Raw genomic sequence first — 20,762 nt, 5'->3', positions numbered from 1 at the left:
CATGGAGTATTCTGAGAAGTACCTGCATCTCGGGGAGTCCGTCGACCCCGACGCCTATGTCATCTGCAAATACAAGATCGTCACCGACCTGGACATCAAGCTGGCGGCCGCGGCGATCGCCACCGAGCAGTCTACCGGCACGTGGACGGGAGTCTCGACCCTCAACGATGAGATCTTCGAGCGATATCATGGACGGGTGACGGACATCACCGGAAACGTAGCCACCATCGCCTATCCCGAGGACGATTTCAGCCTCGACATCGGCGGGGTGCCACAGATCCTGAGCGTCATCGCCGGGAACCTGTTCGGCCTGGAGGCGCTGAAGGGCGTCCGCCTGGAGGACGTGCAGTTCCCCAAGAGCATGCTGCGCGAGTTCAAGGGGCCCAAGTACGGCATCCCCGGGATGCGGGAGCGCCTCAGGAGGCCCGACAAGCCCTTGGTCGGCACCATCGTCAAGCCCAAGATCGGCCTCCCGCCCAAGGGCATGGCCGACTACATCTACGAGGCGGGGATGGGCGGCCTGACCAACGGGAAGGACGATGAGACCCTCTCCAACCAGAGGTTCTGCCCCCTCGAGGACCGGGTCGTGGCCATCGCCGAGGCCATTGATCGGGTGAAGCAGGAGACGGGGCACATCATGATGCACGCCATCAACATCTCGACCAACGGCGAAAGGATCGTCGAGGTCGGGGAGCGAGCCCAGGAGCTGGGGGCCTCGGAGCTCATGGTCGACGTCATCACCTGCGGGTTCGCCGCGGTGCAGGCCCTGGCGGAGGACCCGTCGATCAAGCTGCCCATTCATGTCCACCGCACCATGCACGGCGCGATCACCAGGAACAAGGACCTTGGGGTGTCGATGCAGGTGTTCTCCAAGCTGGTTCGCATGTGCGGCGGCGATGCGCTCCATGTCGGCACCTTCGGAGTGGGCAAAATGAAGGGGAGCCCGGAGGAAGACCTCAAGAATCAGCGGGCGTGCGTTGGCGACGAGCTTCCGTACAAACCGGTGATGCCCGTGGCCTCCGGCGGCATGCACCCGGCGCTCATTGAGCCGCTGGTCAAGATCACAGGGACCAATGTACAGATCCAGGCTGGCGGTGGGGTCGCCGGCCACCCCGGCGGAGTGCGGGGGGGCGCCCGGGCCATGGTCCAGGCCGTGGACGCTGCCTACGAGGGCGTTCCCTTCGTGGAGTACGCCAAGACGCACTCCGAGCTTCGGGAAGCGATGACCAAGTGGGGATAGACATGCAGCTGAAGGCCAAGTACATCGACATGGAGTCGGCGGAGTACACCGCCGTGCTGAACCGCGAGGACGCACTGGAGATCGGCGTTAGGGAGATGGACAGGGTGCGGGTCAAGCACGAACGCATGTCCATCGTGGCCGTGGTGCAGACCACCGTGACCGTTGTGAAAAAGGGAGAGGTCGGCATCCTGGGCAGGGGATACACCGACCTGGGCCCAGAACCGGACGAGCTGATCGAGGTGGTGGCGACCTCCAAGCCGGAATCGGTCGAGTTCATCAAGAGGAAGATGAGCGGGAAGGAGCTCACCACCGAGGAGATCCGGACGATCATCAACGACATTGCCGCCCACAACCTGAGCAACATCGAGCTGACCGCCTACGTCACATCGCTGAACATCAATGGGATGAACCTGAGGGAGACGGCGGATCTCACCCAGGCGATGGTGGAGACCGGGGAGACGATCAGGTTCGACCGCTCCCCGGTGTTCGACTTCCACTCCATCGGCGGCTGTCCCGGGAACAAGATCACCTTGCTCGTCGTGCCCATCGTAGCCGCGGCTGGGCTGCTCATCCCCAAGACCTCGTCGCGGGCCATCAGCTCCGCGGCGGGAACCTCGGACATCGTGGAGGTGTTCGCCGGAGTGGACTTCAACGCCAACAAGCTGCGCAGCATCGCCGAGACCACCGGCGGAGCGCTGGCCTGGGGCGGGTCGGTCAACCTGGCCCCGGCCGATGACCTCATCATCCGCGTCGAGTACCCCTTGGGCATCGATCCCCACGCTCAGCTCCTCGCGTCGGTCATGAGCAAGAAGAAGGCAGTGGGCGCGGAATTTCTGGTCATCGATATCCCCGTTGGCGCGGGCACCAAGGTGCCGACCATGGAGATGGGGCAAGCCTACGCCAAGGACTTCGTGGACCTCGGCGAGCGGCTGGGCATCCACGTCGAGTGCGCTATCACCTACGGCGAGCAGCCGGTGGGCCGGGCCATCGGACCGGCGCTGGAGGCCCGGGAGGCGATCCGCATCCTGGAGGGCGAACTGCACCCCAGCAGCGTCATCGAGAAAGCCTGCGGAATGGCCGGGATGCTGCTGGAGATGGGCGGGATCAAGAGGGGCGAGGCCAGGGCACGGGAGATCCTGATGTCCGGAAAGGCGCTCGAGAAGTTCCGGGAGATCGTGGCTGCCCAGGGAGGGGACCCCAACCTCAAGTCGACCGACATCAAGGTCGGGGAGCATACCTACGACATCACCGCCAAGATGTGCGGCTATGTCAATGGGATAAGGAACAAGGAGCTTGTTGCCCTGGCCCGAGCGGCGGGAGCGCCCAAGGATAAGGGGGCGGGGGTGCTGTTGCACAAGAAGCGCGGCAACCGGGTGGACGAAGGCGAGGCCGTGCTGACCATCTACGCCGACAGCCGAGCTAAGCTGGACCAGGCCATCGAACTGTCCCGCAAGTTCAACCCGGTGACCATCGAGGGTATGATCCTGCAGAAGCTGCCGTACATCTCACGCACGACAGTCATAGAGAGGACTTTCTGCCCTGGGCCCTCAACGCCTCAGGCAGACTGAGCTCGCCCTTAGCTACCGATTCGGCCAGGTCCGAAGATATCGTAACCCGCCCCCCGCTCTCGATGCGGCTCAGGCGCTGGATGTCCCTCACCTCGCCCGGGGTCGGCTTGACCTCGGGCGGGAACGGCATACGGTACCCGCTCCCCAGGGCAATGGAGACGGCGGCATCGGCGTCCGGTTCCTCGGTGCGCCGGGTGGTGCTGGTCTCGTCCACCACCTCCACGTCGTCCACGGAGTTCCATATCGAGCGGATGATACGGTTGCGGTTGGTGCGGTCGCCATGGCCCACGCGGGCGATGAGACGCTCGTGCCTGAAGCATCGGCGGTAGCGGTCGATCTCGTCGGCGACCCGCTCCGGCGAACCCACCGTCTGCGCCACCAGCACCCGGCCGTCACCGATGATAGCGAGCCCGGGCCGGCTGCCCGGGTCGATCCCGGCCACCAGGGTGCGGAAGCTCTCCCTTCCCTTGAGCTGTGACCTCGCCATGTCCAGGGCTAGGTCAGGGCGATCGCTGGCTATGACTTTTTTAAAGCGCACCAGAGGCCGCTCCTCATGGGTGGTGATGACCACACCGACAGTGTCGGGGATATCGTCATCGAAGTCCAGGGCGACGAACGCCTCCCGGTGCTCTCTCATGAGCTGGACCAGCTCATAAAAGAACCGGAAGTTCTTGGTCATGACACCAATGACCTTCATCTGATGGACAGATTGAGAGGGGACGGCTTAACCCTTTGCTCCTGTTGCTCTGGATGCTCGATGTGAGGACGTGGAGAGCCTTCCCAGGTATAGATAGCCGAGCACACTGAGCAATGCGATCAGCGATACTGCGCCCCACAGCGCCAAGGGGGCGGTGTGCAGGGCGTCGTACAGCACCCCGCCCACTGCCGGACCTACCGACCAACCGAACGACGAGAATATTCCAAAGGCACCCATGTACCGCCCCCTCTCATTCTCCGGGCTCAGCGTGGCCACCAGGGCATTGCTCGACGGCGAGATGACGTTTTCCCCCAGGGTGGTGATGATCATTGAGGCCACCAGCAGCCAGATCCCGCCGGGGAGGCCGATGATCGCGTATCCGGCGGCGTACAGAAGAGCGCCAAGGGCGAGGACGTTGGGCATCTTGTACCGCGAGACCAGGCGGGCCATGGGGAACTGTAGAGCGACGACCATTATCCCGCTGAGGGCATACAGGTACCCGATCTGGACCTCGGTGATGCCGGCGTCCTCCACCGCGAATACCGAGAAGGTCGACGACATCTGCCCCATCACGATGCCCAGCGGCAGCGTGGCGATGCAGAACACGAAGAACAGGCGGTGGCGCATGATGGCCGCCAGGTCCCGGGGGTGGAACCGCACATGCGGTCCCTCGGATCGCGCTGGGTCAGCGACCTTGAGGAAGATGACCACGCCCACGCCGAGGCAGGTGACCGCCGCCACCGCGAATAGGTAGGAGAACGGCAGGAGCACTATCATGGTCCCTGAGATGAGCGGCCCCAGGGTCCAGCCGATGTTCTGCCCTATCCGGAGCAGGTTATAGGCCTCCATCCTCTGGCCCGGCACCACCAGGTCGGCGACCATGGCGTTGCTGGCGGGATCGAACATGGCACCCAATAGGGACGAGACCAACAACAGTCCGGAAATGAGCCAGATGTCCTTAGATATGGCCATGACGGCGAACAGGAAGATGAAGACCACGCCCCGGAGGACCATGGAGGCCCACATCACCGATCGACGCCCAAGACGGTCGGCCACCTCGCCGCCGATGATCTGGCCGGAAGCCCCGGCGACAGCCATGAACAGGTAGATCGCTCCGACCTGTCCCATGGGGATGCCCAGATCGCTGTTGAGGTGGATGGCCAGGAAAGGCATCACTATTGAGTACCCGGTCGCTGAGATGATGCGGCCGACGGCAAGGATCCAGATCCGCCGGTCCAGTCCCCTCAGAGAGCTAGGGCTCCTCATCATCCTCGCCTGGGGAGCGGCAAGGAGCTACTTCATCCTTATCCGAACGTTCATTTCTTCTTTTTGAACTTGGCAAACATGCCTCGGTTCTCGCTCTCAATCTCGGCGAAGCGCTTGAGGATGTCCTTCTGCTCCTGGTTGAGCTTCTCCGGCACCTTGACCTTCACCCGGACATAGAGGTCGCCGAAGGAATTGGTGCGCAGGATGGGCATCCCCGAGCCCCGCAGCCGGAACACCGTTTCCGATTGGGTCCCCGCCGGAAGGGTCACCTTGGCCTTCTTGTCCAGGGTAGGGATCTCGAGCTCCGATCCCAGGGCCGCCTGGGCGAAGGTGACCGGGAACTCCACGATGAGGTCCGGTCCCTCCCGGTGATACTGGGGGTGCTCCTTGACGTGGATTATGACGTACAGGTCGCCGTTGGGCTCCCCCGGACCGCCGATCTCCCCGGCCCCGGAGATGCGGAGACGGGACCCTGTTTCAACCCCCCTGGGTATGTCCAGATCGATATGCGAGGCCCGCTGGACCTTGCCCCTTCCGTTGCAGTCGGGGCAGGCATCGGCCGAGGACCGTCCGGTTCCTCGGCAGTGCCGGCAGGGGCCGACCTGAACGAACTGACCGAAGCCACCCCTCTGGACCACGCGCACCTGTCCGGTGCCGTGGCACTCCGGGCAGGGGACGACCTTGCCGTCCTTGGACCCGGTCCCGGAGCACCGCGGACAGGAGTCGAACTTGGGGACGGTAATACGCTTCTTTGCTCCCCGAAAGGCCTCGTCCAGGGTGATCTCGAGGTCCATGGCCGCATCTCGGCCGCCCGACCGCTGCTGCCTCCCGAACAGGATGTCGAATATGTTGCCGAAGCCGCCCGAGTCCCCGAAAATGTCCCGCAGGTCACCCACATGTGAGAAGTCGTTCCAGTTGAAGGAGCCGTCCTGGAACTGCGAGTTGACGCCAGCATGGCCATACTGGTCGTACAGCTTGCGCTTCTTCTCGTCGGCGAGGACCTCGTAGGCCTCCGAGACCTCCTTGAACTTCTCCTCGGCGACCTTGCGGTCCTCCTTGGTGACGTCCGGGTGATATTGCATGGCCAGCTTTCGGTAGGCCTTCTTGATCTCCTCCACCGAGGCTCCCTTGGGGACCCCCAGCACCTCGTAGTAATCGCGCTCGGACATGGGTTAGCGATCCTAGTCCACGATGTGATAGTCGGCGTCGGTGAAGTCGCCCTTTTCGCCCTTGTCCTTCTTGTCGTCGGAGGGAGGGGCCTGCTGGGGTTGCTCCGCACCCTGTGCGCCGGCCGCCTGCTGGGCCGCGGCGGCCTCCTGGTAGATGCGAGTGGAGACGGCGGACATCTCCTTCATCAGGATGTCCATCTTGGCCTTGAGATTCTCGGGGTCGTCGGCCTTCATCGCCTCCCGCAGCTCGTCGGAGGCCTTCTTGACCTTCTCCCGCTCCTCGGCGGTGATCTTGTCCCCCAGCTCCACCAGGGATTTGTCCGTGGTGTACAGCAGGGTGTCGGCCTGGTTGAGGGTCTCCACCTTCTCCTTACGCTTCTTGTCCTCCTCGGAGAACTCCTCGGCCTGATGGACCATTTTGGTGATCTCATCCTTGGACAGCTTGTTGGAGGCGGTGATGGTGATCTTCTGCTCCTTCCCGGTGCCGAGATCCTTCGCGGATACGCTGATAATGCCGTTGGCATCGATGTCGTAGGTGACCTCGATCTGCGGGATGCCCCGCGGTGCGGGGGGGATGCCGGACAACTGGAACTTGCCCAGCGAGACGTTGTCAGCGGCCATCTCCCGCTCCCCCTGCACGATATGGATCTCCACGCTGGACTGGTAGTCGGCGGCGGTGGAGAACACCTGCGACTTACGCGTCGGGATCGTCGTGTTCCTCTCGATAAGCTTGGTAGCGATGCCTCCCAGCGTCTCCACGCTGAGGGACAGTGGGGTGACGTCGAGCAGGAGGATATCCTTGACCTCTCCGGCGAGGACCGCGCCCTGGATGGCCGCGCCCATGGAGACACATTCCATGGGATCGATACCGCGCTGGATCTTCCGGCCGACCATCGCCTCAACGAACCTCTGGACGATGGGCATGCGGGTCGGACCTCCGACCAGGATGATGTTGTCAACCTGCTCGGGGGTGAGCTTGGCGTCGCGGAGGGCGTTGCTGACCGGTACCCGGCACCGCTCCACGATGGGGTTGACCAATTCCTCCAGCTTCGCCCTGGTTATGTTCATGGTGAGATGCTTGGGCCCGCTCTGGTCGGCGGTAATGAAGGGCAGGTTGATCTCGGTGGACATGGTGGAGGACAGTTCGATCTTGGCCTTCTCGCTGGCCTCGCGGACTCTCCACATGGCCATCTTGTCCTTGGTCAGGTCGATGCCGCTCTCGTTCTTGAACTGCGCAGCGACATAGTTGATGAGGGCCTGGTCCATGTCCGTGCCTCCCAGCTGGGTGTCCCCGGAGGTGGAGATGACCTCGAACACGCCCTCGGAGAATTCCATGATGGTGACATCCAGCGTCCCGCCTCCGAGGTCGAAGACCATGATCTTCTGGGCGCTCTTGCTGTTGTCCAAGCCATAGGCCAGCGCGGCCGCGGTGGGCTCGTTGATGATCCTCACGACCTCCAGCCCGGCGATCGCGCCGGCGTCCTTGGTCGCCTGTCTCTGGTTGTCGTTGAAGTAGGCGGGAACGGTGATAACGGCCTTGCTAACCGTTTCCCCGAGGAATGCCTCGGCGTCCCGCTTTATCTTCTGGAGAATGAACGCGGAGATCTGCTGGGGAGTATAATCCTTCCCGTGAACGTGGAACTTGAAGTCGGTTCCCATCTTGCGCTTGGCCGCGGCGATGGTCCCCTCGGGATTGGTGACCGCCTGCCGGCGGGCAGGTTCACCGACCAGCAGCTCCCCTTCCTTCGTGAACGCAACATACGAAGGAAAGGCCTTCCCTCCGATGCTGGTCCCTTCCGCACTGGGAATGATGGTGGGCCTGCCGCCCTCCATGACCGCTGCCGCAGAGTTGCTGGTACCTAGGTCTATACCGATGATCTTAGCCATTGTTTTCACCTGTGTTCTTAGCTACCTTGACCTTGGAGCACCTCAGCACCTTGTCGCCGAGGTAGTAACCTTTCTGGAAGACTTCCAGGATCGTGCCGTCCTCTCCCTCGCCCACGGCGAGCGCCTCGTGGACGGTGGGATTGAACCTGCCATCGGAGGGGATCTCCCTCAGCCCATAGTCCCTGAGGAGGGCGGCCATATTGTCGCGTATCTTGGTGATTCCTGCCCGCAACTCCTCCTCGGAGCACTTCGCGGCCAGGGCGCGCTCGAAGTCGTCGAACACCAGCAGGAGCTCGCCCAACAGTCGATGGTTGGCAATCTTCACGAGTTCCTCGCGCTCCCTCTGGGTCCTGCGCTTATAGTTCTCAAAGTCGGCCTGGGCTCGCTTGGCGATGCCCAGATACTCGGCGGCGAGGGCCGCCTGCCGGTCCTTTTCCTTGCTCTCGGCCTGGAGCTGCTCGCGCAGGGACGCGAGCTCCTCCTCGGGACCTGCCGCCCCGCTGCCGTTCTGCTCAGACCCTTCTGCCTTCTCCATTTCTGCACCGTCTTACGGATCGTGAGTGTGTGGTGATTAGAAATATTAAGGGGTTTAGAACGGGGCCTAAGGCCCCGGGAGGTTTCAGTCCTCGTCCCCGCCCATGTCGGGGGCTCCGCCGGGACCGCCCATTCCGGGGCCCATGCCCCTGGCGGCGATGACATCGTCGATCCTCAGGATGAGGACCGCGGCGTCGGTGGCGGAGTTGATGGCCTGGCGGTCGACCCGGATGGGTTCGATGACCTTCTGGTCCATCATGTCGACGATCTTGCCAGTGTAGACGTTCAGACCGGCGTGGGTCTTGCCGTCCTTGTGGGCCTTCCTCATGTTGATGAGGATGTCGATGGGGTCCAGACCGGCGTTCTCGGCGAGCGCGGTGGGGACGACCTCAAGGGCGCTGGCGTAGGCGTCGATGGCGATCTGCTCACGGCCGCCCACGGACGCGGCATACTCCCGCAGCCTCATGGCCAGCTCTACGGCGGTGCTTCCTCCGCCGGTGACGATCTTTCCGTCCTCGATAGCGACCGCGACCACGCTCATGGCGTCGTCCAGGGAGCGCTCGACCTCGTCAATGACGTGCTCGGTGCCGCCTCTCAGCAGCAGGGACACGGCCTTGGGGTTCTTGCAGCCGGTGACGAAGGTCATCTCGTCCTCTCCGAGCTGGCGGACCTCGATAAGGGCGGCGGAGCCCAGTTCCTCGGCGGACAGCTCTTCGATCTTGGTGACCACGGTGGCGCCGGTGGCCTTGGCCAGCTTCTCCATGTCAGACTTCTTGACCCGCCTAACAGCGAAGATCTTCTCCTTGGCCAGGAAGTGCTGGGCGAGGTCATCGATACCCTTCTGACAGAACACGACGTTGGCCCCGGAGGCCTTGACGGTGGCGACCATCTTGCGCAGCATGTTCTCTTCCTCGTCGAGGAAGGCCTGCATCTGGGTGGGGTCGGTGATCTCGATCTTGGCGTCGATCTCGGTCTTCTGGACCTCTACCGCCGCATCGAGCAGGGCGATCTTGGCCTTCTCGATCTTCTTGGGCATGGCAGGGTGCACAGGCTCCTTGTCGACGATGATGCCCTGGATGAACTGGGTGTCGTCAATGGACCCGCCGGTCTTCTTTACCAGCTGGATATTGTCCATGTCCACGAACCACTTCTTGCCGGTCTGCTCGGCGACCGCGGTGACGGCCTTGACCGAGAAGTCGGCCAGGGACTCGCGGGAAGCGTTGACCGACTTGGAGATCATCGAGGTTTCGGCGATGAGCTTCAGGGTCTTCTTGTCCTTGACATCGACGTCCATGGCCAGCTCGTCAAGAATTTCCTGGGCCTTGGTGGCGGCAAGCCTGTAGCCGCCAGCGATGATGGTCGGGTGAATGTTGGAGTCGATCAGGTCGACGGCCTTCTTGAGCAACTCGCCGGACAAGATAACGGCGCTGGTGGTCCCGTCCCCGGCCTCATCGTCCTGGGTCTTGGCAACCTCCACGAGCATCTTGGCCGCGGGGTGGTCTACATCGATCTCCTTAAGGATGGTCACACCATCGTTGGTGATGACGACATCCCCCATGCTGTCCACGAGCATCTTGTCCATCCCACGGGGACCAAGGGTGCTCCGGACGGCATCGGCGATGGCCCGAGCGGCCATGATGTTGTTGTACTGAGCGTCCTTGCCCCGGTCTCTCTTGGTACCCTCTTTGAGGATGAGTATAGGCGTGTTTCCCATTCCCATGATTTTACCTCCAATAATCTTTCACTCACGAAGCTATGTTCTAGCTAAGCCTGCGTTGAATGTTTGTTCTTCTATATAAAAATACCGTGTCCTGGGCATCCTAACGGCATTCCACAGGGCGAAATCACAGGGCATCTGGATAATGCCGGGGGGGCTTCGCCTCGAAGACATCTTGCCCTCCCCCGTCCCCGTCGGGCCCTGCTACCAGGCGGTGAGGCTGCCCCGGAAACTTATTTTTAATTGACCAATGTTATAGAGGTCCGGGATGCACTGGACCGGGACTGGGAGTGAGCACCTAGCCCCGCGTGTCGCTGGTCGGAGCGTGGCGTCGAGCGCTGGCTCCCGACCCGTTCGGTCGCGTCGGGCGATGGACGATGGAAGAGAGCACGTTGATGTTCGAGATCGGGGCGATGCTGATCATAGCCTTCATAGGCGCCCTGCTAGCCTCCAAGGCCAAGCAGAGCGCCATCCTGGGCTACATCGCCGCAGGCATCGTCATCGGCCCCTACCTGACCTTCCAGATCGGTGGCTTCACTTACTCCGGCCTGGTCCAGGACATCGGTCTCATCGAAACCATGGCCCAGCTGGGGTTGTATCTACTGATCTTCTTCGTGGGCATGGAGTTCTCCGCTGAGAAGATCCGCCGGGTCAAGGGGCCGGCGGTGGTCCTGTCCCTCATCGACGTGGGGGTCAACCTGTTCACCGGCATCCTGTTAGCGACCGCCATGGGATGGCCGCTCATCGACTCAATCTTCCTGGCCTCGGTGCTGGCCATGAGCTGTTCGGCGGTGGCCATGAAGACCCTAATGGAGCTGGGCCGTCTGGAGCGGCCGGAGACAGAGTTCATGCTGGGCATGATCATCATGGAGGAGTTCATCTCCATGCTCTTCCTGACCATCGTCGGAGGGCTGGTTATACATACCGACTCCAACTTCAGCCTGGAACGGATGGTCTTCGGCCTGGTGGTGTTCTTCACCTTCTCCGCCGTCATGATCGCTGTCGTCATCCCCCGGACCATCGCCCGCCTCCAGATGATGAAAAGCGATGAGCTTTTCGTGCTGTTCATGCTGGGGGCGATCTGCCTGTCGGCCGCCTTTGCCGAGCTGTGCGGGGTGCCCGCGCTGATCGGGGCCTTCTTCATAGGCATGTCCTTCGCCGAGACCAAGGTAATGAAGCGGTCGGAGAAGATCATCACCCCACTGAGGGATGCTTTCGTGGCCATGTTCTTCGTGTCCTTCGGCATGCTCATCGACCCTTCGCTGTTCGGCTCGGTTATCACCATTATCGTGATCTCGGTCGTCATCATCATCATCGACGAGATCCTCATCATGTCCGCGGTCGCCTACATCGTTGGGTTCGGCCGCCGAGCGGCGACTTCGGTGGGGGCGTCGTTCAGCGCTAGAGGGGGCGAGTCGATCATGTACGCCAGCGTGGGGAGCCACGCCGCAGGAGCGACCAAAGGGGCGGAGCTGTATCCCATCGCCGGAGCGGTCACCTTCCTCATGAGCGTCCTGTGCCCGCTGTTCATCCGCAAGAGCTTTGACCTCGCGGACGGGGTCGCCAAGAGGGCCCCCCGTTCCCTCGTCTACGGAGGAGCGGTCCTGTCCCGTACTCTCAATAAGGTCGTCATGCCCGGCAGCAAGCTGTTCGTCCTCTCCCGCCCCCTGCTGGCCTCGTTCATCGTGTTCCTCTGTTCAGTGTTGATGATCATCTCGGTGCGGGGGCCTCCTCTGATCTTCGCCTATCTCGTGGCGATCGCCTCGTGCGCCGTGGTTTGGGTCCTGCTGGGCAGGGATCTCCGTGGGGTTGTGGAAAAGGTGGACTATCACAACCTGGGAACTATGCCAGGCAAGGAGAGGGCGATAAGCCAGTATGTGGCTGCGGTGGTCGTCCTCGCGCTGCTGATGGTGGTGCACGTCGCCCTGCTGTTCGCCTTGTACTGGCCGTCGGTCATGGTGCTGGCGGTGGCCTACCTGCTATGGATGTTCCACCTTATGACCCAGTCCTACCGTCGGACCTGCGACACGGTGGCCTATGATGAGATCAGGGCGAGGAACTCCCAGCCCCCCGTGCCCCTGGAGATCGAGAAACCGGCCTTCAACCACCGGGAGCGGTGGAGGGAGCTTCAATAGCTTCCGGGGAAAAAGTGGAAATAGACCGAGAGGTTCTTGGACCCCGGACATATTACGGTATTAGGATGGGCGAGCTGGAGACCTGCTTGGGAGTGCTCTTCAAACGGAAGGGCAAGAACGTGATGACCGAGACGGAGTTCATGCTGACCGTCTCCTTCGACTACCGGTGGTTCACTCCCAAGGAGGCCCAGACCCTTCTTGATATATCTGTAAAGAGGGGGCTTCTGGTCCGCACCGAGGAGTACCTGCGGCCGAACTTCGACATCAAGGACGTCGAGGCCTCGCTATCCTTCCGGCCCAGCAAGGACGTCCTCAGTGGGGACAAGGAGGAGGTTTCCCTTTTCGCCCAGCTCATCCAGGTCATCTCCGACCGGGGGAAATTAAAAAAGAGGGATGCGGTGGCCCGCGTCAACCGGACCCAGGAGCGTCTGGGAGTCGACGTGGAGGTCGCCGCAGTGTTGGTGGCCAAGGACCTGGGGGCCGACGTGGAGCCGTTCCTCGAGCCGGTCCGCCAGGAGATCCTTGCCCGCTGATGCTCACTTCTTCTTGATCATGTCCCCCAGGGTCAGCACCTTACCCTGGGACCGGCCGCCCTCGGACTTGACCATCGCCACCTTCTCCGTCAGCTTGATACCCAGTTCGTGCTCGAGCTTCTTGAGCAGCGCGTCGTTCGGCCTCATCGAACCGTTCTCCAGCTTGGCGATGACGCTGGACCGCTCGTTAAGCTTAGCGGCGAGGTCCTCCTGCTTCCAGTCCCTGGCCATCCTCGCCTCACGTATGAGCTGGGGGTACTCAGGAATGAGGTCGGTGGTCTCCTCGTCGGCGTAGATCGAGCGGGTCTTCATCCGGCGCTCGCGGGCCTGCAGCCTTTCGGCCACCACAGTGCGCGACGGGGCGGCGGCGGTACGCTTCCTGGCTCCGCCTCCCTTACCCTCGCTGCTCTCCCCGAACCGAGAGCACTCCTTGCACACCTTCAGAGTGGTGCCCTCCACCGATATCGTCTTGGTGAACTCAGATTCCTTACCACACATCTCGCACAACATGGCAGTTCGCCTCACTATCAGTGACCACCGATTTACCACTTTTGATGAGGTGACCGAACAGGGGCGGGAAATAGGAGGTAGCGACGGCCTACTCTCCGGGCCATCACCAGCATTATCAGCAGAGGTAATGTTAACGCCCTTTAAGCTCACGCCTTCTTTTTCTTGGAATGCAAGGAATAACAATATTAATTAGAGGCCGCACTATATATTCTTCGAGCGGCAGAGGTACGAATCCCTGCTTGGGTTGGGCGGTTTGACCAGCTTGTCTGGCCGTTGCGTATGGCAGGCGAAACAGTCATATAGCTCAGCACTTAATGTAAGCGATAGCCGAGGTGGAAAGATGAAGGAACCCCAGCTGGAAGAGCTAGTTGCCGAGATGCGGGACAAGATCGAGGTCCTTGAGAGACGCAACGGCGAGCTCTTGGAAGAGATACGCAGGGTCGAAGGGGAAAAGCGGTACGTTGAGAGCGAGCTCTTCCGCCTTCAAAAGGAACTAAAGAGGATGCGGGCGGAGATGGAGCGGTTGAAGTCCCCGCCCCTGATCATCGGATCCATCAAGGACGTCCTTGCCGACGGCCGAGTCATCGTAAAGAGCTCCACAGGCCCTGATTTCATCGTGTCCACCTCCGAGTACGTTCCGATGGAAGATCTCCTGGTGGGGGCGAGGGTGGCTCTGAACAAGCAGACCCTGGCTGTGATGGGCGTTCTGCCGCCATCCCTGGACCCCATTGTGGTGGGGGCGGAGATAATCGACAAGCCGGAGATCGCCTACGACCAGATCGGGGGCCTGGAGGAGCAGATCCTGGAGGTCCGCGAGGCGGTGGAGGATCCCCTGCTGAGGCCAGAGCTCTACAAGAAGGTGGGCATCGAACCGCCCAAGGGCGTGCTGCTGGTCGGTCCGCCAGGTACGGGCAAGACCCTGCTGGCCAAGGCTGTCGCCCACCAGACCAATGCCACATTCATACGCTTCGTCGGATCGGAACTAGTCCAGAAGTATATCGGGGAGGGCGCCCGGCTGGTCCGCGAGCTGTTCGAGCTGGCCAAGGAAAAGGCCCCCAGCATTGTGTTCATCGATGAGCTGGACTCCATAGGCGCCAAGCGTCTAGAGGTCGCCACCTCGGGGGACCGGGAGGTCCAGAGGACCCTCATGCAGCTCCTCTCGGAGCTGGATGGATTCAATCCCATCGGCGAGGTCAAGATCATCGGAGCCACCAACCGTCCGGACATCCTGGACGAGGCGCTGCTGCGGCCGGGACGCTTCGACCGTATCATCGAGGTGCCGGTGCCCGGCTACGAGGGCAGGCTGGAGATCTTCAAGATCCACACCAAGCGCATGGCCATCGACGAGGGCATCACCCTCACCGAACTCGCTCTGAAGGCCGAGGGGGCCACCGGGGCGGATATAAAGGCCATCTGCACCGAAGCAGGCATGTTCGCCATCCGCGATAACCGGGATCATGTCAGCATGTCCGACTTCGAGAGGGCGATCATCAAGGTGCTGGACAACGAGACCACGAAGATCGTTGAGTCCGGCGTCATGTTCGCCTGAAACCCCTTCGAACTATCTTCCCATCCTATTTTTATTTTCAATTCTATAATGCAATAATCAATCCTTGAGACTCATGACTAACCTGTTATATAATCATCCGAGGGTCTAAAGATCAAATGAACTACCGAACGGCCCAGAGGATCTTTGTGGACGAGCGTTCGACCAAGATCATGATGGCCGCCCTTTACCGTCCCCGGACGGCCCTGGAGATCTGGCGTATCACCGGTATCCCCGTAGCTAAGCTGTTCTCCCGCCTCAAGGTCCTAGAGAGGAAGGGGCTCGTCAAGCGGGTGGCCGTCACCTACGCCATCGATGGACGGGAGATGCCCCTCTTCCAGTCCATGCTCCACGACGCATTCCTGTTCACGGAGCGCGGCAAGCTCAAGATCACCTTCAAGTTGGAGAGCTGCGGGCAGAAGGACTACACCGTCGACACCGGGACCCTACTCTGAAGAGGGCCTCGATCCGATGTCCTCGCCCCCCTCGAAGTACTGCTGGACGGCATTGTATATATCCTCCAGGCCGGTGCCTTCCATGGCCGAGACCGGGGTCAGCTCCTTGTACATGCCCACGCTCTCCATAGCCTTCAGGTACTCTATGCTTATCACCGCCTGAGAGCTCATGTCCGGGCCGGTCAGGGCGTTGTACAGGGAGTAGGCGTCGCGCGACCATCCGAGCACTTCCTCCAGCTCCTCTTCCTTGAGCAGGTCGGACTTGGAGAGGACGTTGAGGAGAGGAAGGGAGAAACGGAACTGGGTGATCCCTGCAAGCATGAGGTCGGACACGAAGCCGTTGGACGTCTTGGCGAGGGTTGGGTCGGAGAGGAAGACGAGGAAGCTATCCTCTCGGCCCAGCTCGTCGATGAGAGCGCCGGAGGACTGCCGGAAGGTGAAGAGCTCCATCTGTCCTGGAATGTCGATGAGACAGTAATCGGTCTCCATCTTCTTGACCACCGGCACCCACTCCTTGGCGTTGATGGCCATGAGGTCGGAGGCCACGATCTGCGCCCCATTGGGGCCGAGAGAGTAGTCCCGCATGATCTCATCCAGGTGTACCCAGTCCCGGATGTCGACGTCCGCCTGATAGGGGATGAAGTCCGCACCGGGGTCGAGGTTGACCACGATGCTGTCGATGCCGTTGCTATCCAGCCAATCCTGGAAGGCCTGTACCAGCGAGCTCTTGCCGCTGCCGGCGGTGCCGATGAAGTAGACGTAATGCATGGGCGTCCCTGTCTGAACGATGGAGAGGGCATGGTGGGCATAAAGGTTCCGCGCAATCGCGTCCCGGACCGGGGAGACCATGACCTGAGAAGACAAGCCGGGCGGCCCCGAGGGTACGCAGGTTCGCCCCTCGACAAGAATACGGACAATCATATGATCTGACTATTCCTTGAGATGACGGTTCAGACGCTCGGATCTTCTTCGTCCTGCGATCGTTGCCTCTATCCATTCTTGGCTTTTTCATCTCCCCCGCCTCCTCCGAGGGGTTCACAGGGCGACCGCAAACACTAACTCGCACGTGCTCCGAAGACGTGACCATGAGGTACCCTCCCGGATGGGATGATGCCAGGCGGTTCCCCCTGCAGGACGCTCTCCGCGGCCGCCGGGCCCGGAGGTTCGCCCCGGGCGTGGAGATATCGGACGGTCCCTTGAGGCATCGGTCCTCGTCCCCGCCCGTTCCCTTGGACCGGGTGGAGGAGGCCGTGGTACTCCAGGCGGTCTCCGGCGTCACCGGCCACAATTACATGATCCCCTTCAATCCGAAGATATCCCCTCACCTGCCCAACTATTCAGGGTCGGCATGGGGGAGGACCTTTCCCTCGTCCGCCGGTTTCCACACCAGCGAGGTGTTCTTCACCGATGACGGGGGCACCTACCATCTTCCATCCCGGGACGGGCCGGGGGAACGTGATCCCGAAGATCCGGAGTGGCCTCTCGGGATGGCGGTCAAGCTGAGCGATGGGCGCCTCGATCTGCCTCCCCGGGAACCACACATCGAGGCCCATAACCACTGGTGCGTCAATAGGCCCGGGAGCGTGCTCGTGATCCCGGTCGCAGATCTAGCACAACACCTACTGTTAGCCCTTTGTTTCCTGGTCCAGAACGGCGTTGGAGTGTACGACGACATCCACCACTCGCCCGTTCCCGGGCTGGAGGGTTTCGCCGACCTCGTCGACCTGGAGAACCTCTACCCCCTGTCCTTCCTCGAGGTGCAGACGGTGACCGAAGCCTCGGTGGAGATGGGGACGGCATGCTACGCCGGAATGCTGCAACTTCAGGCCATGGGGCTGGGGGGCTGGATGTTCGACGGGATCGACCCTTTCAGCGTCCTGGGGGCGAGCGGGGACCCCGCGGTCCGCGGCCTGGGATTCAGATACGACGCCGATCCCCGATGGGCGGTCCCCAATCCCACCGGGCTGCTTGGGCACTTCGAGGGCTTCTGCCCTCCCTACCACCGGGACATGAGGGGGGCGGTGAGGGCGGTGGTGGACAGAAAGTTTGGGGGCGGAGGGCCGTTCCATCCTGACACTCCAGGACCGTGGCTGGACACCCCGGAGGTTAGAGGTGCGGCCGAGGCGCACTCCCCCGAGTTCCAGGAGTGCGTGGCGACGATGGCCCAGTACGTACTGGACTGCTTCGGCAAGTTCCCGGGAACAGTGCCCACGATGTGGACCCAGATGTACCTGCAGGCCCATCATCTCGACCTCGAGTTCTATGATCTCAAGTTCCGGCCGGGCGCGTACCTGAGCACGCACGCCGAGCACATGGCCAGATGGCACCCGGACCCATGAAGGAGATAGACATGACAAAAGTGGATAGGAAAAGGGGAGGCGGGCCCGGAGGGATTCGAACCCTCGGCCCATCGGTTAAGAGCCGATTGCTCTACCTAGCTGAGCTACGGGCCCCCCGTGTGTGGCGTGAAATATGGTCGTCGTACATAAGCTTTTCTGAAGGTATGGGCCCCTATTCTCCGGATGGAGCATCGTCGGCCCATTTTTCTGCCGCCTTAGAAGCCTTTGAGGGGGCGCCGACATGACTCAAGTGAAGGAGATCATGACCCCTGCAGTGGTCAAGCTAGACAGGGACACCACGCTCTGTGACGCCACCGTCCTGATGTCCCTGAGGAAGGTTTCCGGAGCCCCGGTGGTGGACAAGGACGATCGGCTCGTTGGCATGCTCAGTGAATCGGACGTCCTGGAATTCGCCGCCAGCAAGGAGGGGGTGGGGTTGGACGTGGAGCAGCTGTCAGTTGCCTCCCTGCCCTACGACCGCTTGGTGCGGGACGAAATCCTGTGCAGTCGATACAAGAGCGTGGGGGAGGCCAAGGTCGGCGACGTCATGAACACCGAGGTCGTGACCATCGCCGGAGACGAGGACATCGAGAAGGCCATGGAGATCATGGTAAGAATGGGATTTAACCGCCTCCCGGTGCACGAGGACGGGAAGCTCATCGGGATCATCGCCCGGCAGGACATACTAGTGGCGCTTTGCCGGGACGTCTCGGGACGTCGTTCGCCATCCTGCCCGCCCACCGGACGCTAGTTATTTTTACCTCCCGATGATTGACATTTCCGGGATGCGTACTGGGCACGATAGAGGTCCATGTTCTGGCCAGCGGCAGTGACGGTAACTGCACGGTGGTGGCGGCCGAGGATACCCTCATACTGCTGGATGCCGGCATATCGGGAAGGCGGATAGCCAAGCTCATGGAGGCGGTAGGCCTCGACCCTCGTTCGCTGGACGCTATCCTGCTCACGCACGAGCACTCGGACCACACCCACGGGGCGGGAGTGCTCTCCCGCCGGTTCGACGTGCCCATATGCTGCAACAGCAACACCCTCGTCTGCTCCAACCTGGGGGCGGTGCACTCCACCATGCCCATCAAGACGATGGAGTGGTTCGACCTGGGATGCCTGTCGGTGCATCCGTTGCCGATCCTGCACAACGCTGCCGAGCCCAATGCCTTCCACCTTCGCTTCGAGGATCGAGAGATGCTGCTTGCGACCGATCTGGGTAAGATTACTCCGGAGGTGTTCGCGGCGCTCAAGGATGCGGACCTGGCCATCATCGAGGCCAACCACGACGTGCAGATGTTGATCAACGGTCCCTACCCGCCCAAGCTGAAGAATGAGATCCGTTCAGACCGCGGCCACCTCTCCAACGTCGACTGCGCCCGGGCGCTGTGGGCGACCCACAACGAGGAACGCAAGGTCTTCCTGGCGCACATCAGCAAGAACAACAACACTCCGTTGCTCGCTCGGAGGACGGTAGCCCGGACTCTGGGATGCGAGGAGGATAGGATCGATTGCCTCCTGACTCCTGATGACCACCGCTCGCTGTCGGTGTGATCAGCGGCCCAGCACCTGGATCCCAACGGCCTTCTTGCGGATGATGAGCGCCTTGGCGATGGCCTGAGGCAGGGAGACGAGATCCTCCTTCTGCAGGCGGTAGGTGCGGCCAGGCCCGGCGAACGCGGGGATGTCTTCGACGATGCGCAGCACCATCTGGTCGGGCATGGGGGCCGGCAACTCCACCGCCGGCGCCGCGACCTCACTAGACACCGGTACCTCCGGGACGGGGGCGGCGACGGGAGGTGCGATCTCCACCTCAGGGAGGGGTGAAGGCATGATCACCGTGGTGGCGGCCATCTCCTCCTCGCGCAGGGCCTCCACGACCATTTCCGGCGCGGCCATGGGCTCGAGGGTGGGCTCATCGGCCTCCTCGATCCTCGGTCGGTTGCCATCAAGCACGACCGAACGGCAGTCTTTGAGCAGAGAGTACACTTTATCGTACACTTCCTGCTCCTCGATGGTCAGCCTGGTCGTCTCCAGCTTGGCCCCCTGAGCCGCCCTCAGAGCCATGTCCATGAGCTTCCCGAAGCGGAACTCGAAGATCTGGGCCGACTTCTCCTGGAACTTCATCAGCTGGTTGCTCGCCAGCTTGGCCTTGGTGGAGAACTGGTCGACAGCGAACTCCCGTTCGCTCTCCCGCTTGAGGTTGTCCAGGCACTCCCGCATCGCAGGATAGAAGTCCCTGCGCACCTCGGAGATGGTCTTGTTGCGCTGCTCCCGTCGGTAGACCTCGGTAAGGTCCTCGAATGTAAACACTTCGGCGGGAGGGGACATCAGCTAGGTTCATTCAGTCGACCGTATTTGAGCGTATGCGGTTCGGTCCAATTTCTCATTCCATGGAGCGCTACAGTCCTCGGAGCGGACCGCGGGCGAAACCTTTTCACCGTCCACCGGCCATCCCGTCACGTGGATGTCTCTAAGGTCCTTCGGTCGGTGAAGGGAGGGGTAGAGCTGGACATCATGGTAACCCCCAACGCCAAGAAGGCCCAGGTAGGAGAGGTCGACATCTGGAGGAAGCGGCTGGTGGTAAAAGTGACGGCGCTGCCCACCGAGGGCCGGGCCAACGAGGCGGTGGTGGACCTGCTGTCGGCCCTCTTTGGCACGAGGGTGGAGATCATCAGAGGACACACCGACCGCCACAAGACCGTTCTGATCCCTCTGCCCGTCGACGAGGTCAGGTCCCGGCTGGAGGGAGCATGAGGGATCCCAAGGAGATGTTAGAGGAGCTGGAAGCTCTCCTCCTCCAGCTCAAGGAGCGACCCGAGGGGGCCGTCATCCTGGTCGAGGGAAGGAAGGACCGGCAGGCCCTGGCCTGCCTGGGGATCGGGGGCGAGATCGTCCAGGTGCAGGACGCCAGGGGCATCTTCGGGGTGGCCGAGGAGCTAGCCTGGAACGGGCGGGAGGCGATCGTCCTCACCGACTGGGACCGCAAGGGAGGGCAGCTGGCGGAGCTGTTGCGCAACGCCCTCAAGGCTAATGGGGTGCGCTATGATGATTCCATAAGGGCCCGCCTGTCCCTACTGTGCAAGAAGGAGATCAAGGACATCGAGTCCCTGCCCTCCTTCATGGCGTACCTGGTGCAAACCTCCGGCGCACCCCGGTGACG

General features: G+C 61.9%; 20 protein-coding genes and 1 tRNA gene. 11 read left to right on the top strand and 10 right to left on the bottom strand.

Features of this window, described 5'->3' with window-relative positions; translation table 11 throughout:
• Position 1 precedes the first annotated feature (1 nt).
• On the top strand, positions 2-1,240 hold the full coding sequence (locus SA339_01690) for a RuBisCO large subunit C-terminal-like domain-containing protein (GenBank protein MDW5561911.1): 1,239 nt from the start codon (positions 2-4) through the stop codon (positions 1,238-1,240).
• Positions 1,231-2,808 carry an AMP phosphorylase gene (locus SA339_01685; protein MDW5561910.1) on the top strand — a complete coding sequence of 526 codons (1,578 nt, stop codon included), beginning with the start codon at positions 1,231-1,233 and terminating at the stop codon, positions 2,806-2,808. Before SA339_01690 ends, SA339_01685 begins: the two co-directional genes overlap by 10 nt.
• Here SA339_01685 and SA339_01680 read toward each other — a convergent pair.
• The 6 genes from SA339_01680 to thsB form a co-directional block, all read right to left on the bottom strand.
• On the bottom strand, positions 2,759-3,505 hold the full coding sequence (locus SA339_01680; protein ID MDW5561909.1) for a hypothetical protein: 747 nt from the start codon (positions 3,503-3,505) through the stop codon (positions 2,759-2,761). The genes SA339_01685 and SA339_01680 overlap by 50 nt on opposite strands.
• Positions 3,506-3,532: 27 nt before the next feature.
• Positions 3,533-4,771: an MFS transporter gene (locus tag SA339_01675; GenBank protein ID MDW5561908.1), complete on the bottom strand. Its 1,239-nt coding sequence runs from the start codon at positions 4,769-4,771 to the stop codon at positions 3,533-3,535.
• Between the two features lie 50 nt (positions 4,772-4,821).
• Positions 4,822-5,940 carry a molecular chaperone DnaJ gene (dnaJ, locus tag SA339_01670; protein MDW5561907.1) on the bottom strand — a complete coding sequence of 373 codons (1,119 nt, stop codon included), beginning with the start codon at positions 5,938-5,940 and terminating at the stop codon, positions 4,822-4,824.
• Positions 5,941-5,952: 12 nt separating this feature from the next.
• Positions 5,953-7,827 (bottom strand): molecular chaperone DnaK, encoded by a 1,875-nt coding sequence (gene dnaK / locus SA339_01665; protein MDW5561906.1) that lies wholly within the window; start codon positions 7,825-7,827, stop codon positions 5,953-5,955.
• Positions 7,820-8,362 (bottom strand): nucleotide exchange factor GrpE, encoded by a 543-nt coding sequence (locus SA339_01660; GenBank protein ID MDW5561905.1) that lies wholly within the window; start codon positions 8,360-8,362, stop codon positions 7,820-7,822. The genes dnaK and SA339_01660 overlap by 8 nt, the downstream gene beginning before the upstream one ends.
• 84 nt (positions 8,363-8,446) lie before the next feature.
• Complete coding sequence (thsB, locus tag SA339_01655) at positions 8,447-10,081, bottom strand: thermosome subunit beta (protein ID MDW5561904.1); 1,635 nt, start codon at positions 10,079-10,081, stop codon at positions 8,447-8,449.
• A gap of 374 nt (positions 10,082-10,455) precedes the next feature.
• On the opposite strand from thsB, the gene SA339_01650 reads away from it, so the two are divergent.
• Both SA339_01650 and SA339_01645 read left to right on the top strand, forming a co-directional pair.
• Complete coding sequence (locus SA339_01650; GenBank protein MDW5561903.1) at positions 10,456-12,213, top strand: cation:proton antiporter; 1,758 nt, start codon at positions 10,456-10,458, stop codon at positions 12,211-12,213.
• Positions 12,214-12,278: 65 nt separating this feature from the next.
• The gene (locus tag SA339_01645) at positions 12,279-12,746 is read left to right on the top strand and encodes a DUF2240 family protein (protein MDW5561902.1); all 468 of its coding nucleotides are present in this window, start codon (positions 12,279-12,281) and stop codon (positions 12,744-12,746) included.
• A gap of 3 nt (positions 12,747-12,749) precedes the next feature.
• On the opposite strand, the gene SA339_01640 is transcribed toward SA339_01645, so the two are convergent.
• Positions 12,750-13,256: a multiprotein bridging factor aMBF1 gene (locus SA339_01640; GenBank protein MDW5561901.1), complete on the bottom strand. Its 507-nt coding sequence runs from the start codon at positions 13,254-13,256 to the stop codon at positions 12,750-12,752.
• 340 nt (positions 13,257-13,596) lie between these two features.
• On the opposite strand from SA339_01640, the gene SA339_01635 reads away from it, so the two are divergent.
• Positions 13,597-14,805 carry a proteasome-activating nucleotidase gene (locus SA339_01635; GenBank protein ID MDW5561900.1) on the top strand — a complete coding sequence of 403 codons (1,209 nt, stop codon included), beginning with the start codon at positions 13,597-13,599 and terminating at the stop codon, positions 14,803-14,805.
• Positions 14,806-14,921: 116 nt separating this feature from the next.
• Positions 14,922-15,257, top strand: coding sequence for a helix-turn-helix domain-containing protein (locus tag SA339_01630; GenBank protein MDW5561899.1), 336 nt, complete (start codon positions 14,922-14,924; stop codon positions 15,255-15,257).
• Here the strand turns inward: SA339_01630 and SA339_01625 are convergent.
• Positions 15,249-16,121, bottom strand: coding sequence for an ATP/GTP-binding protein (locus tag SA339_01625; protein MDW5561898.1), 873 nt, complete (start codon positions 16,119-16,121; stop codon positions 15,249-15,251). The two genes, SA339_01630 and SA339_01625, sit on opposite strands and share 9 nt — an antisense overlap.
• Before the next feature lie 221 nt (positions 16,122-16,342).
• On the opposite strand from SA339_01625, the gene SA339_01620 reads away from it, so the two are divergent.
• Positions 16,343-17,596, top strand: a complete 1,254-nt coding sequence (locus SA339_01620; GenBank protein ID MDW5561897.1) for a hypothetical protein — start codon at positions 16,343-16,345, stop codon at positions 17,594-17,596.
• 40 nt (positions 17,597-17,636) lie between these two features.
• Here the strand turns inward: SA339_01620 and SA339_01615 are convergent.
• A tRNA-Lys gene (locus tag SA339_01615) sits at positions 17,637-17,710 on the bottom strand.
• Positions 17,711-17,837: 127 nt separating this feature from the next.
• Between SA339_01615 and SA339_01610 the strand changes: the two genes are divergently transcribed.
• Together SA339_01610 and SA339_01605 are read left to right on the top strand one after the other, a co-directional pair.
• Positions 17,838-18,347, top strand: a complete 510-nt coding sequence (locus tag SA339_01610) for a CBS domain-containing protein (GenBank protein ID MDW5561896.1) — start codon at positions 17,838-17,840, stop codon at positions 18,345-18,347.
• 20 nt (positions 18,348-18,367) lie between these two features.
• Complete coding sequence (locus SA339_01605) at positions 18,368-19,153, top strand: MBL fold metallo-hydrolase (GenBank protein ID MDW5561895.1); 786 nt, start codon at positions 18,368-18,370, stop codon at positions 19,151-19,153.
• Here the strand turns inward: SA339_01605 and SA339_01600 are convergent, their stop codons facing one another.
• Complete coding sequence (locus SA339_01600) at positions 19,154-19,930, bottom strand: hypothetical protein (GenBank protein MDW5561894.1); 777 nt, start codon at positions 19,928-19,930, stop codon at positions 19,154-19,156.
• Positions 19,931-20,062: 132 nt separating this feature from the next.
• Here SA339_01600 and SA339_01595 point away from each other — a divergent pair, with 132 nt between their 5' ends.
• Both SA339_01595 and SA339_01590 read left to right on the top strand, forming a co-directional pair.
• Positions 20,063-20,356, top strand: coding sequence for a DUF167 domain-containing protein (locus SA339_01595; protein MDW5561893.1), 294 nt, complete (start codon positions 20,063-20,065; stop codon positions 20,354-20,356).
• Positions 20,353-20,760, top strand: a complete 408-nt coding sequence (locus SA339_01590) for a Toprim subdomain protein (GenBank protein MDW5561892.1) — start codon at positions 20,353-20,355, stop codon at positions 20,758-20,760. Before SA339_01595 ends, SA339_01590 begins: the two co-directional genes overlap by 4 nt.
• The last annotated feature ends 2 nt before the right edge of the window (positions 20,761-20,762 follow it).

The sequence above is a fragment of the Methanomassiliicoccus sp. genome, from assembly GCA_033485155.1.
In the GTDB taxonomy this organism is placed as follows: domain Archaea; phylum Thermoplasmatota; class Thermoplasmata; order Methanomassiliicoccales; family Methanomassiliicoccaceae; genus UBA6.
This window is presented reverse-complemented; position numbering and strand designations above follow the sequence as displayed.

Bases quoted from the DNA above. Each gene is read 5' to 3' on its own strand.
- SA339_01690 (MDW5561911.1), top strand. From the start codon at position 2: ATGGAGTATTCTGAGAAGTACCTGCATCTCGGGGAGTCCGTCGACCCC.
- SA339_01680 (MDW5561909.1), bottom strand. From the start codon at position 3,505: ATGAAGGTCATTGGTGTCATGACCAAGAACTTCCGGTTCTTTTATGAG.
- SA339_01675 (MDW5561908.1), bottom strand. From the start codon at position 4,771: ATGAGGAGCCCTAGCTCTCTGAGGGGACTGGACCGGCGGATCTGGATC.
- dnaJ (MDW5561907.1), bottom strand. From the start codon at position 5,940: ATGTCCGAGCGCGATTACTACGAGGTGCTGGGGGTCCCCAAGGGAGCC.
- dnaK (MDW5561906.1), bottom strand. From the start codon at position 7,827: ATGGCTAAGATCATCGGTATAGACCTAGGTACCAGCAACTCTGCGGCA.
- SA339_01660 (MDW5561905.1), bottom strand. From the start codon at position 8,362: ATGGAGAAGGCAGAAGGGTCTGAGCAGAACGGCAGCGGGGCGGCAGGT.
- thsB (MDW5561904.1), bottom strand. From the start codon at position 10,081: ATGGGAATGGGAAACACGCCTATACTCATCCTCAAAGAGGGTACCAAG.
- SA339_01650 (MDW5561903.1), top strand. From the start codon at position 10,456: ATGGAAGAGAGCACGTTGATGTTCGAGATCGGGGCGATGCTGATCATA.
- SA339_01645 (MDW5561902.1), top strand. From the start codon at position 12,279: ATGGGCGAGCTGGAGACCTGCTTGGGAGTGCTCTTCAAACGGAAGGGC.
- SA339_01640 (MDW5561901.1), bottom strand. From the start codon at position 13,256: ATGTTGTGCGAGATGTGTGGTAAGGAATCTGAGTTCACCAAGACGATA.
- SA339_01635 (MDW5561900.1), top strand. From the start codon at position 13,597: ATGAAGGAACCCCAGCTGGAAGAGCTAGTTGCCGAGATGCGGGACAAG.
- SA339_01630 (MDW5561899.1), top strand. From the start codon at position 14,922: ATGAACTACCGAACGGCCCAGAGGATCTTTGTGGACGAGCGTTCGACC.
- SA339_01620 (MDW5561897.1), top strand. From the start codon at position 16,343: ATGAGGTACCCTCCCGGATGGGATGATGCCAGGCGGTTCCCCCTGCAG.
- SA339_01610 (MDW5561896.1), top strand. From the start codon at position 17,838: ATGACTCAAGTGAAGGAGATCATGACCCCTGCAGTGGTCAAGCTAGAC.
- SA339_01600 (MDW5561894.1), bottom strand. From the start codon at position 19,930: ATGTCCCCTCCCGCCGAAGTGTTTACATTCGAGGACCTTACCGAGGTC.
- SA339_01590 (MDW5561892.1), top strand. From the start codon at position 20,353: ATGAGGGATCCCAAGGAGATGTTAGAGGAGCTGGAAGCTCTCCTCCTC.